Origin of the sequence: Streptomyces sp. NBC_00637, from assembly GCF_045161545.1 — a bacterium.
In the GTDB taxonomy this organism is placed as follows: Bacteria; Actinomycetota; Actinomycetes; order Streptomycetales; family Streptomycetaceae; genus Streptomyces.
Genome location: NZ_CP109047.1, coordinates 412,860 through 428,115 on the forward strand (window position 1 = coordinate 412,860; position 15,256 = coordinate 428,115).

The 15,256-nt window shown below is 69.2% G+C and carries 16 protein-coding genes; 14 read left to right on the forward strand and 2 right to left on the reverse strand.

The annotated features are described in order from the left end of the window. Positions 1-85: 85 nt before the first annotated feature. The 4 genes from OG440_RS39925 (at position 86) to OG440_RS39940 (ending at position 2,868) form a co-directional block, all read left to right on the forward strand. Positions 86-856: a cytochrome c biogenesis protein CcdA gene (locus tag OG440_RS39925; protein WP_331753346.1), complete on the forward strand. Its 771-nt coding sequence runs from the start codon at positions 86-88 to the stop codon at positions 854-856. A gap of 50 nt (positions 857-906) precedes the next feature. Continuing rightward, the gene (locus OG440_RS39930) at positions 907-1,284 is read left to right on the forward strand and encodes a hypothetical protein (protein WP_406011633.1); all 378 of its coding nucleotides are present in this window, start codon (positions 907-909) and stop codon (positions 1,282-1,284) included. Between the two features lie 109 nt (positions 1,285-1,393). Then, on the forward strand, positions 1,394-2,596 hold the full coding sequence (locus tag OG440_RS39935; RefSeq protein WP_331753350.1) for a sulfite exporter TauE/SafE family protein: 1,203 nt from the start codon (positions 1,394-1,396) through the stop codon (positions 2,594-2,596). Positions 2,597-2,598: 2 nt separating this feature from the next. Beyond that, positions 2,599-2,868, forward strand: a complete 270-nt coding sequence (locus OG440_RS39940) for a cation transporter (protein WP_331753515.1) — start codon at positions 2,599-2,601, stop codon at positions 2,866-2,868. Between the two features lie 18 nt (positions 2,869-2,886). Here the strand turns inward: OG440_RS39940 and OG440_RS39945 are convergent, their stop codons facing one another. Then, complete coding sequence (locus tag OG440_RS39945) at positions 2,887-3,318, reverse strand: heavy metal-responsive transcriptional regulator (protein WP_331753352.1); 432 nt, start codon at positions 3,316-3,318, stop codon at positions 2,887-2,889. 114 nt (positions 3,319-3,432) lie between these two features. On the opposite strand from OG440_RS39945, the gene OG440_RS39950 reads away from it, so the two are divergent. The 5 genes from OG440_RS39950 to OG440_RS39970 all read left to right on the forward strand — a co-directional run bounded on the left by OG440_RS39950 (position 3,433) and on the right by OG440_RS39970 (position 9,069). Continuing rightward, complete coding sequence (locus OG440_RS39950) at positions 3,433-3,642, forward strand: heavy-metal-associated domain-containing protein (RefSeq protein WP_331753354.1); 210 nt, start codon at positions 3,433-3,435, stop codon at positions 3,640-3,642. Positions 3,643-4,133: 491 nt separating this feature from the next. After that, positions 4,134-6,446, forward strand: coding sequence for a heavy metal translocating P-type ATPase (locus OG440_RS39955; RefSeq protein ID WP_331753358.1), 2,313 nt, complete (start codon positions 4,134-4,136; stop codon positions 6,444-6,446). Positions 6,447-7,146: 700 nt separating this feature from the next. Beyond that, positions 7,147-7,731 (forward strand): MFS transporter, encoded by a 585-nt coding sequence (locus OG440_RS39960; protein ID WP_331753516.1) that lies wholly within the window; start codon positions 7,147-7,149, stop codon positions 7,729-7,731. A 56-nt stretch (positions 7,732-7,787) separates the two neighbouring features. Continuing rightward, on the forward strand, positions 7,788-8,351 hold the full coding sequence (locus OG440_RS39965) for a class I SAM-dependent methyltransferase (RefSeq protein WP_331753362.1): 564 nt from the start codon (positions 7,788-7,790) through the stop codon (positions 8,349-8,351). A gap of 25 nt (positions 8,352-8,376) precedes the next feature. Beyond that, positions 8,377-9,069 carry a class I SAM-dependent methyltransferase gene (locus OG440_RS39970; protein WP_331753364.1) on the forward strand — a complete coding sequence of 231 codons (693 nt, stop codon included), beginning with the start codon at positions 8,377-8,379 and terminating at the stop codon, positions 9,067-9,069. 37 nt (positions 9,070-9,106) lie between these two features. Here the strand turns inward: OG440_RS39970 and OG440_RS39975 are convergent, their stop codons facing one another. Continuing rightward, positions 9,107-9,541 (reverse strand): DUF6300 family protein, encoded by a 435-nt coding sequence (locus tag OG440_RS39975; RefSeq protein WP_331753366.1) that lies wholly within the window; start codon positions 9,539-9,541, stop codon positions 9,107-9,109. Between the two features lie 700 nt (positions 9,542-10,241). On the opposite strand from OG440_RS39975, the gene OG440_RS39980 reads away from it, so the two are divergent. From OG440_RS39980 to egtD, 5 genes are all read left to right on the forward strand, one after another. Further along, complete coding sequence (locus OG440_RS39980) at positions 10,242-10,790, forward strand: PH domain-containing protein (protein WP_331753368.1); 549 nt, start codon at positions 10,242-10,244, stop codon at positions 10,788-10,790. After that, entirely contained in the window at positions 10,787-12,034 is a 1,248-nt protein-coding gene (locus tag OG440_RS39985; RefSeq protein WP_331753370.1) for a PH domain-containing protein, read from the forward strand. The genes OG440_RS39980 and OG440_RS39985 overlap by 4 nt, the downstream gene beginning before the upstream one ends. A gap of 386 nt (positions 12,035-12,420) precedes the next feature. Next, positions 12,421-12,777 carry an SH3 domain-containing protein gene (locus OG440_RS39990; protein ID WP_331753372.1) on the forward strand — a complete coding sequence of 119 codons (357 nt, stop codon included), beginning with the start codon at positions 12,421-12,423 and terminating at the stop codon, positions 12,775-12,777. A gap of 317 nt (positions 12,778-13,094) precedes the next feature. Next, the gene (locus OG440_RS39995; RefSeq protein WP_406011634.1) at positions 13,095-14,267 is read left to right on the forward strand and encodes an MFS transporter; all 1,173 of its coding nucleotides are present in this window, start codon (positions 13,095-13,097) and stop codon (positions 14,265-14,267) included. Beyond that, a complete protein-coding gene (gene egtD / locus OG440_RS40000; protein WP_331753377.1) occupies positions 14,264-15,244 on the forward strand; it encodes an L-histidine N(alpha)-methyltransferase in 981 nt (326 codons plus the stop codon). Before OG440_RS39995 ends, egtD begins: the two co-directional genes overlap by 4 nt. The last annotated feature ends 12 nt before the right edge of the window (positions 15,245-15,256 follow it).

Consider the following 15,256-nt stretch of genomic DNA (forward strand, 5'->3'; position numbering starts at 1 on the left):
TTACATAGGAGGTAGGGTGCGTGTCGACCTGCCGCTCACACCGGCCCTGCCACAGGTCCGGAACGCATATGGGAAGGGCACAGCCTTGTCCGTCGACGTCAGCCAGGTGGTCGGCTCGGGATCCCTGCTCCTGGCCGCCCCGATCGCCCTGGCCGCCGGGGCGATCACTATCGCCTCACCGTGCTGCCTGCCGCTTGTGCCCGGCTACCTCTCGTACACCACCGGGATGACCGCCGCCGACGCCCAGGCGAACCAGGCCGATGGGCGGACCAGACGGCGGGCACTGCTGGGCACGGCCCTGTTCGTTCTCGGCTTCGCCGCCCTGTTCTCCGCCTACGGCGCGCTCTTCGGCAGCGTGAGCACCCTGCTCTTTGCCCACCAGGAGACCCTGATCAAGGTCCTGGGCGCGCTCACCATCGTGCTGGGGCTGATGTTCATGGGGATCCTGGAGCGGATCCCGCTGCTGTCGCGCACGCTCAAGCCGCGCTTCACCCCGCGCGCGGGACTGGCGAGCGCGCCGCTGCTGGGGGTGATGTTCGGTCTGGGCTGGACCCCGTGCATCGGTCCCACCCTGGCGACGGTGCTCTCGCTGTCGCTGACCACCGGCTCGGCCGGGCGTGGCGCGTTCCTGGCCTTCCTGTACGCGCTGGGCATCGGCATCCCGTTCCTGCTCTTCACCCTCGCCCTGGGCAAGTCACTGCGAGCGGTGGACTTCGCCCGGCGTAACACCCAGGCCGTGATGCGCCTGGGCGGCGGACTGCTCGTCCTCGTCGGACTCCTGCAGGTAACCGGGGTCTGGACGCTGATGATCCGCCAGATGCAGAGCTGGATCAGCGGCTACCAACTGCCCCTGTGACCGCCCGGGCAGTTCCAGGCGCCGCTAGCATGCCCCTTGTGACGCCACGTGTGAGTCCAGTGTTGCGGCTGTGGGCCGGGGTGCTGCTGGCGTGCGCGCTCACACTCTGCCTGACCGGTGCCGCCCGCCCGGCCATGACGATGTCCGGCCCGGTGCGCCAGGCGCATCAGATGGATGCCTCCGGACAGGCGGCCCAGACCGTGGCCGGTCCTGCCGCAGGCATGGAGGACCACTGTCCGGCGGGCGCCGACCACGGCGCCCGACCGATGACCGCACCGGCTTCCGCCACTCTGGTCGTCCTGGGCCCGGCCGAGGGGCCGCGTGACGCGGTGTCCGTACGGCCGTGGGAAGAGCGGGCGGGGCTGTCCCCGCCCGCCGAGCCGGCTCCTCCACCTGATCCGAACCGGCTGTGCGTCTCTCGGACGTGACGGAGCCCTCCCGCCGGGCATGAGCCCGCGGGATCAGGCTGCCCCACGCCCGACTGCGGCGCGCCCACGCACGCGCGCCGCCCTCCCCTTAACTCAGGAGTGCCGACGCATGCCGTCGTCTGTCGCGTTGCTCATCACCGGTGTCTCCACCGGCCTGCTCGCGGGCGGTGCCTCGTGCGCCGCAGTCCAAGGGGGCCTGCTCGCGGGGGCGGTGACCCGGCGCCGCCCCTCGGCAGCGCCGCCGCCCCGTACTCGCTCCTCAGCCTCCTCATCCAAAGCCGGTTCGAAGGCCAAGCCCGCACCGAAAACCCAGACCGCATCGAGAACCAAGGCAGGAGGGGAAGACCTCGTCGCCGGCCCGGCCGAGCCCAAGCCACTGGCCCCGGTCGGAGCCTTCCTCGCCGGAAAACTGCTCTCCCACACCCTGCTCGGCGCGCTGCTCGGCGTCTTCGGTGACGCGCTGCAGCCCAGCCCCCGCGCCCGGGCCGTTCTGTTGCTGGTCGCCGCGCTCATCATGGTGCTGTTCGCCCTCGACCTGCTGGGCGTCAAGGCGGTCAGCCGCCTCGTACCCCGGCCGCCGGCATCCTTCGGGCGGCTGCTGCGCCGCAGCACCAAGACCGACTCCGCCGTCACCCCGGCGCTGATTGGCTTCGCCACCGTTCTGGTGCCCTGCGGGGTGACCCTGTCCGTGTCGCTGATCGCCATCACCTCCGGTTCCCCGGTGGCCGGGGCCGTGGTGATGGCCGGGTTCGTGGCGGGCACCGCACCGTTGTTCGCGGCGCTGGGCTACGTGTTCCGCCGTACCAGCCAGGCGCTCTGGGGACGGCTCGCTGTCCTCACTGGCGTGGTCGTCCTCGGCGTCGCCGCCTGGACGGTCGTCTCCGGCCTGCAGGCGGGCGGCTGGGCGACCTTCGACTTCACGCCGGGCGGCAACCCGGCCGCCGCAGCGGCTCCCGCCCCGTCGGACAGCACGGAGGAGGGGAACACGGCGGCGGCGGAGCGGAAACCGGCCGCCGACGGGCCGGTGCGCATCGACGCCTCCGGGCAGCAGATCATCACCCTGACCGTGACGGACTTCTACGTACCCACCCAGTTCACCGCCAAGGCCGGCGTGCCCACCACGCTGATCCTGCGGGGCAAGGACTCCGGCGGCTGCGCCCGCGCCTTCACCATCCCCGAACTCGGCGTCCAGGAGATCGCCAAGCGCGACGGCGACACCAACATCGACCTGGGCACCCGCAAGGCCGGCACGCTCCGCTTCTCCTGCGCCATGGGCATGCAGACCGGCACCATCGACTTCAAGGCGGCGTAGTGATGGGCATCTTCCGCAGCAAGAACAAGAAGGACGACACGGTCGGGGGCGGCCCGCAGGTCCTCTTGCGGGTTGAGGGTATGCACTGCGCCAGCTGCGGGCTGCTCATCGACGACGAACTCGAAAAGCTGGCCGGTGTCCGGTCGTCCACCACCGACGTCCGGGGCGGGCGCACCACCGTACGTCTGGAAGAGGGCGCCACCGTGGACACCACCGCGCTTGTCGCGGCGGTGGAGGGAGCAGGCGACTACCGGGCCAGGGTCGCCGAGTGAGACGGGAGCCCGGTCCGTTCAGGAGGCGGCGGAGGCCGCCTCCTGGCGGCCCGGATCCGATTCGAGGATCCAGCAGACGCCGGCTTCGTCGTGGTCGGTCGGCTCGCCTTGGTCGGCATGGGCGATCAGACCTTCCAAGTGGGCTTCGAGCGTGATGAGTTCGGCGATCTGGGCCCGTACCCGCCCCAGCCGGTCGTCGAGGAGTCGCCGGACATGACCGCAAGGGACCTCGCCCCGGTCGTGCACCCCCAGAATCTGGCGGACCTCCTGCAGGGACAGGCCCGCGGCCTGGCAGCGGCGGATGAACCGCATCCGGTCCACGGTCTCCATGCCGTAGACACGGTGGCCGCTCGCAGTGCGCTTGGGCGGCGGCAGCACGCCCGCGTCCTCATAGAAGCGGATCGTCTTGGTGTTGACCTCTGTGAGGTCGGCCACCTCGCCGATTTTCATCGGGCCTCCTCTTGAACTTCCAGTGCACTGGAAGTGTAACGCTAGGGATTGCTGAGGTCCCCTGCCCCGGCGACCGCCGAGTGCCGGCGGTCGTGCCCGATCGAGGAGCGCACGATGAGCGAGTTCACCTACACCGTCACGGGCATGACCTGCAGCCACTGCGCAGACTCCGTCACCAAGGAGATCGGCACCCTCTCCGGGGTGGAGAACGTTGACGTCGATGTGGACTCCGGTCGGGTCACCGTGTGCAGCGCCGAGCCGCTGAACACCGACGACATACGGGCCGCCGTGACCGAGGCCGGATACGAACTGATCGCCTCCTGACACCGTCGCGGACGCGGGAAGCACAGCGTGAACACCACAGCCAAGATCTCCGCCTACGCCCTGTCGCTCGCCGTCGTCTTCGCGGGCTCCTGGGCGGCGGGCAGCGCGGCCGGGCCCTTCGATGCCGCCGCTTCTTCAGACCAGCCGGGCGGCTCCGCGCACCCGCCCGGCAGCGGACACGGCGAAGACCGTACGGGCGCCGGTACACCCAGCCCGACGCCGACGCCGGCCGTCTCGGGTCCGCCTTCGCCTTCCCCGACGCAGGTGGAGACGGATGCGGTGACCCCGGAGACCGGGCGGCCGGACGCCGTTGGCTTCGCGCCTGCGGAAAGCCCGACGAGCGGTTCGCCCGGGCCGGACAGTCGGAACCCGTCGCCCAGCGCAACAGATCCCGCCCGCGAGGCGAAGCACCCCAAACATCACGAGCACCACAAGCATCACGAGCACTCCAGACATCACGCGCACGCGGAGCCCGCCCGAGGAGGACACCGATGAGCTCGACGACTGAGGACGAGGCCCTGGCGGCGGCCAACCAGCAGATCGAACTGGCCGTGGGCGGCATGACCTGTGCCTCGTGCTCCGCGCGGATCGAGCGCAAGCTGAACAAGCTCGACGGCGTCAGTGCCACGGTCAACTTCGCCACCGAGAAGGCCAAGGTGACCTACCCGGTCCAGCTGACGGCCACGGATCTGATCAAGGTGATCGAGGACACCGGCTACACCGCCGTGCTGCCGAAGCCGAAGACCTCGGCGCCGGAGGCGGCCGGTGAGACTGTTTCGTCGGGCGAGCCCGAAGAAGCGGAGGCGGAGTACGACGAACACACCCGCTCGCTGCGCGAGCGGATGCTCGTCTCGGTCGCCCTGGCCGTGCCGGTGATCGCGATGGCGATGGTGCCGCCGCTGCAGTTCACCTACTGGCAGTGGGCCTCGCTGACCCTGGCGGCGCCGGTCGTCGTGTGGGGCGCGTGGCCGTTCCACAAGGCGGCGTGGGCGAACGCACGGCACGGCGCCGCCACCATGGACACCCTGATCTCGCTCGGAGTGGCCGCAGCCACCCTCTGGTCGCTGTACGCCCTGTTCCTCGGCGACGCGGGCGCGCCCGGCCTGCACCACGGCTTCGACCTGACCGTCGACCGTGACATGGCCGACAGCAACATCTACCTCGAAGTCGCCAGCGGACTCACCGCGGCGATCCTGTCCGGCCGCTTCTTCGAGGCCCGCTCCAAGCGCCGGGCCGGAGCCGCGCTGCGCGCGCTGCTTCAGATGGGAGCCAAGGACGTCGCGGTGCTCCGCGACGGCCGTGAGGAACGCATCCCCGTCGAGCAGCTGGGCGTGGGGGACCTATTCGTCGTACGCCCCGGCGAGAAGATCGCTACCGACGGCGTCGTAGAGGAAGGCACCTCCGCGGTGGACGCCTCCATGCTCACCGGCGAGTCCGTGCCGGTCGAGGTCGGCATGGGCGACGCGGTGGTCGGCGCCACCGTCAACGCCGGCGGACGCCTGGTCGTACGGGCGACCCGGGTCGGGGCGGACACCCAACTGGCGCAGATGGCCAAACTGGTCGAGGACGCCCAGACCGGCAAGGCCGAGATCCAACGGCTCGCCGACCGGGTCTCCGCCGTCTTCGTCCCGATCGTGATCGCCCTGGCGGTCGGCACCCTGGCCTTCTGGCTGGGCGGCGGCGCCGGCACCGCGTCCGCGTTCAGCTCCGCCGTCGCGGTGCTGATCATCGCCTGCCCGTGCGGGCTGGGGCTGGCCACGCCGACCGCGCTGCTGGTCGGCACCGGCCGGGGCGCCCAGCTCGGCATCCTGATCAAGGGGCCGGAGGTGCTGGAGTCAACCCGCCGTATCGACACCGTGGTCCTGGACAAGACCGGCACCGTCACCACCGGCCGCATGAGCCTGACCGGCGTGCACGCCGCCGACGGCGTCGACGAGGACGAGGCCCTGCGGCTGGCCGGCGCTCTGGAACACGCCTCCGAGCACCCCATCGCCAAGGCCATCGCCCTTGGCGCAGAGGACCGGGTCGGCGACCTGCCCGCGGTCGAGGACTTCACCAACCTCGAAGGACTCGGCGTACGCGGCACGGTCGAAGGCCGCACGGTGCTGGTCGGCCGCCCCAGGATGCTGGCCGAGGCCGGCGCCGAACTTCCCGAGGAACTCCAAGCGGCCCAGAAGGCCGCGGAAGCTCAGGGCCGCACCGCCGTCGCCGTCGCCTGGGACGGGCACGCGTGTGCCGTCCTGGTCGTCGCCGACACTCTCAAGCCGACCTCGGCCGAGGCGATCCAGCGTCTGCGCGATCTCGGGCTGCGGCCGGTCCTGCTGACCGGCGACAACGAGACCGCCGCACGGGCCGTGGCCGCGGAGGTGGGCATCGACGAGCTCGTCGCCGAGGTCCTGCCCAAGGACAAGGTGGACGTGATCGCGCGGCTGCAGGACGAGGGCCGTGTCGTCGCGATGGTCGGCGACGGCGTCAACGACGCCGCCGCCCTCGCCCAGGCCGACCTGGGCCTGGCCATGGGCACCGGCACCGACGTGGCCATCGAGGCCAGCGACCTCACGCTCGTACGCGGCGACCTGAACGCCGCCGTCGACGCCATCCGCCTCGCCCGGGCCACCCTGCGCACCATCAAGGGCAACCTGTTCTGGGCGTTCGCCTACAACATCGCCGCCCTGCCGCTGGCCGCCCTCGGCCTGCTCAACCCTCTCATCGCCGGTGCGGCGATGGCGTTCTCCAGCGTCTTCGTGGTCTCCAACAGCCTGCGCCTGCGCCGGTTCCGCACCGCAGCCGTCCCGCATGACTGAAACGGGGCCGGCTCACCGGGCCGCGCGGGCGGCGCCGTGCACTGGCACAGCGGTCCGCACACCCGGCTGCTCCCCGGTCGTCCGCGGTCGGGGAAGGCGGCCAGGAGTGGTCAAGTTACTCAAAGTTCGGTGGCGCGCGAGCACTCATGCTGCTATCCCACGTGGAGCTGGGTTAAACCGGCCACGCCGAAGCCGCCCTGGACGGGCTGGACGAGCACGAGCCTCACAGCGCACAGATGCGCACCGCCCTGGCCTTGCTGCGGCTCGCCCAGCACGACCCGCAGGCCGCGGTCGCCGCGCTTGCCCCCCGTCCTGGACGGTTCGGTCGTCCGAATCGGTGTCCAGCCGTCCTGGGTGGTGGAAGCACTCCTGCTGGCGTCGGCCGCACGTGACGCGGTCGGCGACGAGGACGCCGCCGGGCGTGCCCTCCAGGTCGCCGAACCCGACCGCGCGCTCGTCCCGTTCCTTCTTCACCCCGTGCGGGGACGGCTCGAGCGGCATGCCCGGCATGCCACTGTGCACGCTGCCCTGATGGTCGGAGGCTCAACCACCGACGAGGCCGGTAGTGTGTGCTTCCTCACAGGCCAGGACAGGGATGGCAACACGATGCGCCACTGCAAAGCGACATCGACCACGCCGTCGGCCCCTGCGTAAAGCAACACGACCTGCGGGGGACAAGGTCATTGCGGAAACAAACCTGCTGCGTGAACTCCGCTTCACCCCAACGGCCTTCGGGCTGGTCATGGGGGCCGCCACCCTGGGCAGCTGCGCCGGCGCGTTGCTCGCCCCGCGCATGACCCGCTGGTTCGGGCCCGGCCCGATGATGCTCGCCGCGCTCATCCTGACCCCGCTCACCCAGATCCCGTTGCTGATCGCGTCCTCGGGTCGCTCCTGGCAGGTCGCCATCGGCGCCGCGCTCGCCGTCCAGCTCTTTTGCGCGGCGGCGGCCGGCACAACCCAGCGGTCCATCCGGCAGATGATCACCATGCCGCGTATGCAGGGACGTATGCAGGCGGTAAGCAGTTGGCTGACGGGAGGTTCGCGACCCTTCGCCGCACCCCTTGCCGGGGCAATCGGCACCCTGCACGGAGTGCGCAGCGCCCTGATCGTCGGCACCGTTCTCCTCCTCGTCCCGGCCGCCGTCCTGGCACTCTCCCCGGTGCGCTCCCTGGGCGCCTTGCCTGTGCCGGCACCCGATCCTGCTGGCGATCCCCCGTCACCGGCTGATGTTCCGGCCCCCTCCCACGAGCGCGCCCCGCTGACGAAGGATGGAGACAGGCCGTGACGGAAACCGCGCCTCCAGGAGGCCCGAGCCGCCTACCGGACCGAAGGGACAGACACATGATTACCTCCCCCGTCGCCTATTGGGAGCCGTTGTGGGCCGCCGGACGCCGCTACCGGCAGATCACCGACACCGAAGTCCAGCTTCTTGCCGAACATCTCGGTCCGGGACAGGGACGGCCGGCACTCGACGTGGGGTGCGGTGATGGCTCCCTTGCCCGCCATCTGCACGATCACCTTGGCTACCGGACCACCGGCATCGACTGCGCGCCCAGCGCCATCGCCACCGCCACGGCGGTAGGCGATCACCCCCAGTTCCAGGTCATGGACTTCGCCACCGATGATTTGAGCTCTCTGCCTGATCCGGCGTACGCGCTCATCACCTGCCGGCTCGCCTTCCGGTTCATCACCGACAAGGGCGCCTTCCTGGACCGGGTCCGCCAACTCCTCGCCCCTGGCGGGACTTTCTGGGTGGTCACCGAGCTCGCCGAACGGCGGGCCGACGACGATCCCCTCAAGAGCCTGGGCATCACCACGTCCGACGTCGAACTCCTCACCTCCCGCTGGTCCACCGCGACCATCGTCGACCTCGACCGGCTGGCCTGCTTCGCCCTGCACCCGTAGTCCCCTTCGATCGGAGAAGACCACCGTGACTAGCGAGCAGAACCTGGCCGCGTGGACCGCGTACGGCAGGCACCACATCGACCGCGGCACCGACATTCCCGATGCCGACCGCATCAGCTGGGGATTCTGGCCGATTGGCCCCGGTGCCGAGGTGATGGGCGACCTGTCCGGAAAGCGGGTCCTCGACCTCGGATCCGGGATGGGCAAGTACGCCGCCCATCTGGTGCGCGAGCACGGCGCTGTGGTCGACGCCGTCGAGACGTCTCCCACCCAGCACGAGCGCGCCGTCACTCGGCACGGCACCCTGCCGAGGCTGAAGCTGATCCATGCCGACGCCATCGAGTACCTAAGGCAGGCCGAGCCATATGACGTGATCTACTCGATCCACGCCTTCGGCTACATCGATCCGCACCAGCTCCTCCCCGCTGTAGCCGACGCCCTGAAGCCGGAGGGCCGTCTGTTCTTCTCCGTTCTGCACACCAATGCAGCTGGCCGCGGCCCCTTTCAGAGTGTCACCGCCCACCCTGAGGTCCTCCCGCTCGCCGGCGGGGAGCCCCTGTCCGTGCAGATGTGGGTGCTCGGCCCAACGCTGTGGGAGGACCTACTCGTCGAATACGGATTCCTGGTTGACAAGATCGACGTCCTCGACGCGCCCGAGGACAGTAACCCGGTCTCATGTCGGCTCTTCCGAGTGCACCGGTGTGGCCGCTCTAGGTGACTCCCGGGTCCCGTGCTGTGTGTCCGGACCCCCCGCCTCAGCCTTGCCCACGCGGCACGAGGCGCAGGTGCGCGGCCGGGCTGGGTGGTGCTTCGGGCTGCGGTGCGCGGGCCCACCCGTGGGCGCGCATGGTCTCAGTCTCCCAGCCCTCGAACAACTGGGGGAGTTCCTCCGGATCGCGGTCCGGGTCCCGGTGCCAGCGGATGAAGGCGCGTGCGGCGGGACGAGTTACGTCGCAGGCCGGGCAGAGCTCCATCCACACGCCGGTCATCAGAGGGCCGTTCCAGTGCAGCAGGAGGTCGCCCTTGCAGCGAGAGCAGGGCCGGGCCGGCCGCTCGTCTTCATCCCGGTCCACGGCCGGACGTAGACGGAGGAGTTCTTCGTCGCTGACGTCGTCGAGACTGCCGTCGGCGTTGCCAATACGAAAGAAGGAGCCATCGGGGCGCACCACATAGCGCCAGGTGAACGACATACGAGCCCCCTTTCGGGGTGGAGCGTGACGCGAACGGCCACAATCCGCCCGTCCTCTCGTCAGCGTCAAGGGGTCGGCAGAATGCCGCTGTTCGACGCCGACCTAGGGAACCCGGCACGAAGACGCCGCTGCAGCAGGCGGTCATGTTGGCGCGACCAGGAACAGGTCGCAGCTGGGTCATGGACGGCACGCCAGTCGGGGCGGGTGGAGGAGGCACTGCGGTCCTGTATCAACACCCGGGGGCCTCATCGTGGCCGTGGTGATGGTGACGGACGCAGGACGTAGGCCAGCACCGAGTAGCCCAGGCCGCCCGACAGGAGGCGGCGAAGTGGCAAGCAGGCGCCTGCAGCGGGACATGCTAGTAGCGTCCCGCTGCGCAGCGCCCGGATCACCTGAACCGGCGCCGCAGCCCTGGAACGTGCAGCCAGCACACCGTCGGCGGAGAGCCTCGAGGAAGAAATCGACCCAGTTGGAGACAGCGCCGCTCCAGGAACCTCCTGGAGGGCTGACATCCCCCGAGTATGGCTCGTATAACCTGCCGCTAGGTGTACGATTGGGTAAATCGTGTTAGTCGTCGTATTGCGGGCCGGGCATCTCTGCCTCATCGAGTCCGAAGGCACGGTGGCTTCTCACCTGAGCACTCCATCAGCAGCAAGGGAGTGCCAGACCCTTTCCGCGCACGGACAGGAAGCGAATTCAATTGATCACCCCTGAGCAGCCGTTCACTCTTCCTGACGCAGAGCTGACCCGGCATCCGCAACGCACCGTGGCTGTCAACCGTGTGGCATCCGCTCTCGCCGTTCTCAGCAGCAGCGCACTGCTGGGCGGGCTGGCCGCTGGCGTCGCCACCCTCGCCTACACCGTCGTGATCAAGACACGAGACTGGCACCACGTACTGGACTGGTGGGACCCGAAGATGGCACTCATATGCCTGCTTCCCCCAGCCGTCTATGCCTGGCGCTGGAACCGAATCAAGGCCGACTGGCAGTTCCGCGGATACCACCTGGGCAACGAAGAGCTCTACGTCCGAAACGGGCTGCTGAACCGGAGTCTCAGCGTCCTTGCCTACGCCCGGATCCAAGAGGTCACTGTCTACTCCGGTCCCATCCAGCGCCGCTTCAACCTCGCGACGCTCACGGTCCGCAGTGCCGGTGGCAGTGACGTCATCGCCGATCTCGATCCCGTCGTCGCCCAACAACTGCGCGACAGGCTCACCGAGCTCGCCCGCTTGCGGAGGGAGCCGGTATGAGCCAGCCCATCGAAGGCCGCCTCCACCCAGTCACCCCACTACGGCGCAGCTGGGCCGTCCTTCTTGCCCTCGGCACGCTCGTTCATCAGCAGCATGACCTCTTCAGCGTTGGCACCACCGGTACAAAGGGCAAGATCGACGTCCCCCTCTGGGCAGCCTCGATCGGCGTGATCGGGGCCGTCACGATCGTCGTTGGCTGGTTTACCGCCGCCTGGTGGCACAGCCGCTACAGCCTTGACGGCGACATACTCAGTTACCGCAGCGGCCTACTCTTCAAGGTCAGGCGCCACTGCGAGCTCGACCACGTACAGAGCGTCGACATCGTCAGGCCCTTCCTCGGCAGGCTCATCGGTGTCTGCACCCTCCGAGTCGTCATGTCGGGCACCACTATGACTCTGTCCTACCTCACTCTCAATCAGGCGAGGGCGCTCAAAGCGCGGATCCTGGCAGAGGACACAACCGACGAGCTGCTGTACCGGGTGAACACGAAGGAACTCGCGCTCTCCCTGCTGCTCGACATCGGCACGAACATCCGCTCGCTCTTCCTGGCAGCCGCAGGGCTGCTTCCGTTCATCCTCTCTGGTGAACCCCTTGCCCTGTCGACGCTGATCGCCTTCGTCCCAAAGGTCTGGCGGCTCACCGGCAGGCGACTCTTCGCCTACAGCGGATGGTCCGTCACTCGCATCGCCGAAGGCAGCTACCGTGCCGATTACGGCATGTTCGATACGCGTCAGTACACCTACCGCGATAGCCGCATCGCCTCGATCGAGCTCCATCAGCCCATCCTGTGGCGAAGGTTCGACTGGGTCCAGGTCAAGGTCGCTGTCGCCGGTGCCTCCACGCCGGGCATCCTATTGCCCGTCTGCCCCCGCACGGTCGCTGACAAGCTGGTCCTCCACCTCCTCGGATCGGACGCCCTGACCCACCTCCAGGACCCGATTCCGGCACCCCCCGGAGCGAGGAGGGCCACCCCCTTCCACAGGGCCCTCGGATACCGCCTTGACCAGCGATACTTCACCGTCTGGAGCGGGCTCTTCCTCCGGAACCTCACCACGGTGTGCCCCGCCGCACGAGTCCAGACTGTCTCCGTCGAGCAAGGTCCCTGGCAGCGCAGGCTAGGTCTGGCCAGCGTCCACGCCCATATGGCGGGCGGAGAAAGCGTGGTGGCGGCTCACCGCACCAACGCCGAGTCAGCCAGACTCACTTCCCGTCTCTACGCGGCATCCACGCATCCGCACGCGTAGTCGGCTGGCATCGCGAGCTGCCGGTCTCCTGCCCTTGGGGCACACGCTGATTGCCGCCTCACCCACCCAGCAAGCCGAGCCCCTCCCGCATCAACGGTGCCGAGCTGAGTGTCCCGAGGCGAGCATGTGCCCTTCACCGGCGGTTCAGCTGCGGGGACCCGGTCGAACCTTGCTGTCACCAGTGGCCATGTAGAGGTCAAGGAAGGCAACTGCCGCGCAGCAAGGCGTAGGCCGGCCACCCGGGGGCGGCACTTCCCGGAACTTATCCACAGGTCAGCGTTCGTAGCTTCTCGGGTGTCAGCGCACCAAAGCGCACGCGGAGATCCGCCGAGCGAGCGCCTCTTCGAAGTGCATTCGTTATCGACGCCCAGAGTGAGAGAGGCACCATGCAGACCACGACCACCCGGCGACGCCTCGGCATCACGGTCGCGACCGTCGTGATGGGAGCGGCAGCATCCATCGCCGCGGTACCGACTGCGGCTACCGCCGCCGAGATGCCGTGCAAGCCGCGCGTCTACTACGAGATCAACTCCAACGGTGTGAACTTCAGGACCGGGCCGTCGACCGCCTACAAGTCCAAGGGGCTGCTGTACAAGCACGACTGGGGCAAGAAGGTCGCCACCAGCGGCTCCTGGATCAAGCTGAAGCTCGGCCAGAAGTCCCGGACCGGGATCGCCAAGAACACCACCGGCTGGGTCGCCAAGAAGTACGCGTACGACTGCGTGCCGATGCAGTTGGACTGACCACTCCGCCGGCACGCAACTGCTGCCGATGACTCCGGCCAGGGACCCCCGCCCGGCCGGATGAGGCCGAGAGCGCCGACTGCGCCCGGTGCATGGCCCCGCTCGGACCGTCCTCCGCACAGCGGGGCCCTCGGCCCACGGGTGCCGCCGACCACCCCCCGGTCGGCGGCACCCCCCTTTTCACTCCGGCACGTGTGCCGCCAAGCACCCCGCCATCAGCAGGAGTCAGTGTGTCCACGACAGCTATGCCGTCCGCCCAGCCGGACCAGGCTCAGCGAACAGCCGCCCGCACGTGGCCACCAGCAATCTGGACGCTGATGGCAGGCACGTTCATCGTGCGCGGCCTCGGCTTCACCTTCCCGTTCCTGCCCTACCACCTGACCCGACTCGATCTTCCGACCTCGTCCGTGGGCGCCCTTCTGGCAACCTTCGGATCGGGCTGGCTGGCAGGATCAGTCGCGTGCGGGTGGCTGGCCGATCGCCTCGGCCGCCGCAACACCCTCATCGGCACCCTCCTGCTGGGCGCCGCTGCACTTCCGCTGCTCGCCCAAGTACGCGCCACCCCCGCTCTGTTCGCCGCTACGTTCGTCGCCGGCGCTGTCTACGACGGCTCGCGCCCCGTCTTCACGGCCGTGATCGCCGATGCCTTTCCCGACGACGACGTTCGCGCCTCCGTAAACGCATGGCGCAACTTCACCGTGAACGTCGGCGCGGCCGTCGCGGGAACCGTCGGCGGGGCACTTGCGGCTCCCATCGGCATCCCCGCCCTCATCTGGATCAACGCCGCCGCCTGCGGCGGATTCGCGCTCGTCGCCTGGCGCTTCATCCACTACCGCGAGCCTGCCGCCGCCGCCGGGCCTCCCAGGGTGGCGGCCGCCCTCGCTGACCGGAGCCTGTGGTGGCTCATTGCCGCCAGCCTCGCCGCCCTCACCTGCACCGCCAGCCTCTTCTCCGCGCTGCCGATGCTGATGGAACGCGACGGACTGTCGGCCGCCGACTACGGCTGGGCCCAGGCCGCCAACGCCGGCGCCGTCCTCGCCCTCTCGCCCCTGCTGAACCGTTGGCTCGCCAACCGCGCCGCCCGCCCCGCACCCATGACCGGCATCCTCGCCCTCAGCTCGTTCCTCCTCGCCGTGGGTGTCGGCGCCTCGGGATTCGTCTCCACGACTCTCGGCTACAGCGCGACCGCAGCTCTTGCTGTCCCCGGAGAGATCTTCGCTTTCGTCGCCGCGGCCGACATCCTCCACCGCATCTCCCCGCCCGCCGCACAGGGCACCTACGCCGGGATCTGGGGAACCACTCTCGCCGGTGCCGTCATTGTCGCCCCCCTCCTGGCCACTTGGGCGCTCACCCACGGCGGCAACGCCGTGGTCGGAGCCGCCACCTTCGCTGCCGGCCTCCTCGGCACCGCGCTGTGCTGGCCGCTCGCCCGCGCCGTACGCCACACCACCCGCCTGGGGCCCAACCACGTCAAGGAGCCCACCCCATGAGCCCTTTCCACATCACCCGCACCCTCCCCGCAGCAGGTTCGGTCACCGCCTTGCGCATCGATGTGCTCGACGGCCTGACCAGCAAGCACAAGACGCTCCCCCCGAAGTGGTTCTACGACGCCCGCGGCAGTCAGCTCTTCGAAGACATCTGCGAACTGCCCGAGTACTACCCCACGCGCACGGAACGCGCGCTTCTCACATCGCACGCCGGCCATATCGCCGCGGCAACCGGGGCACGCACCCTCTGCGAGCTCGGATCAGGGACATCGCAGAAGACCCGAATCCTCCTGGACGCCATGCCGCGCCTGCACACCTACGTTCCCGTCGACGTCAGCGAGAGCGCCATCACACAGGCCCGCCAGACGCTCCTGCGTGACCGTGCCGACCTCCGCATCCACGCCGTGATCGGCGACTTCACGCCCCCCTTCGACCTCCCGGACACTCCGGGGCCCCGCCTGACTGCCTTCCTCGGCAGCACGATCGGCAACCTGCTGCCAGGAGAGCGCGCAGAGTTCCTGGCCGCCATCCGCTCGCAGATGGCCCACGAAGACGCCCTCCTGCTGGGCATGGACCTCGTCAAGGACGAGGCGCAGATGGTCAACGCGTATAGCGACGCGGCCGGAATTACTTCAGAATTCAACAAAAACGTACTTGCCGTCATCAACCGCGAGCTCCGGGCCGACTTCGATCCCGACGCCTTCTCGCACGTCGCCCTGTGGAACGGCGACTACGAACGGGTGGAGATGAGGCTGCGCTCGCGTACGGCCCAGACGGTGAGGATTCCCGCCCTCGACCTGGTCGTGGACTTCGCCGAGGGAGAGGATCTGCGCACCGAGACCTCGGCGAAATTCCGCGAGGAGGCCGTGCGCAGCGAACTGGCCGTGGCCGGAATGACGCTGACGCACTGGTGGACGGACCCGCACCGTCTCTACGCCCTGGCGCTCGTCGTCCCCACGCCAGACCCGACCGCACACTGACGGCTCTGGCCA

What these genes read in the sequence shown, in the direction of transcription:
- OG440_RS39995 (WP_406011634.1), top strand. Translation starts at nt 13,095, where the DNA reads ATGGCAGGCACGTTCATCGTGCGCGGCCTCGGCTTCACCTTCCCGTTC.
- OG440_RS39950 (WP_331753354.1), top strand. Translation starts at nt 3,433, where the DNA reads ATGAGCGAGTTCACCTACACCGTCACGGGCATGACCTGCAGCCACTGC.
- OG440_RS39945 (WP_331753352.1), bottom strand. Translation starts at nt 3,318, where the DNA reads ATGAAAATCGGCGAGGTGGCCGACCTCACAGAGGTCAACACCAAGACG.
- OG440_RS39965 (WP_331753362.1), top strand. Translation starts at nt 7,788, where the DNA reads ATGATTACCTCCCCCGTCGCCTATTGGGAGCCGTTGTGGGCCGCCGGA.
- OG440_RS39990 (WP_331753372.1), top strand. Translation starts at nt 12,421, where the DNA reads ATGCAGACCACGACCACCCGGCGACGCCTCGGCATCACGGTCGCGACC.
- OG440_RS39985 (WP_331753370.1), top strand. Translation starts at nt 10,787, where the DNA reads ATGAGCCAGCCCATCGAAGGCCGCCTCCACCCAGTCACCCCACTACGG.
- egtD (WP_331753377.1), top strand. Translation starts at nt 14,264, where the DNA reads ATGAGCCCTTTCCACATCACCCGCACCCTCCCCGCAGCAGGTTCGGTC.
- OG440_RS39935 (WP_331753350.1), top strand. Translation starts at nt 1,394, where the DNA reads ATGCCGTCGTCTGTCGCGTTGCTCATCACCGGTGTCTCCACCGGCCTG.
- OG440_RS39940 (WP_331753515.1), top strand. Translation starts at nt 2,599, where the DNA reads ATGGGCATCTTCCGCAGCAAGAACAAGAAGGACGACACGGTCGGGGGC.
- OG440_RS39975 (WP_331753366.1), bottom strand. Translation starts at nt 9,541, where the DNA reads ATGTCGTTCACCTGGCGCTATGTGGTGCGCCCCGATGGCTCCTTCTTT.
- OG440_RS39955 (WP_331753358.1), top strand. Translation starts at nt 4,134, where the DNA reads ATGAGCTCGACGACTGAGGACGAGGCCCTGGCGGCGGCCAACCAGCAG.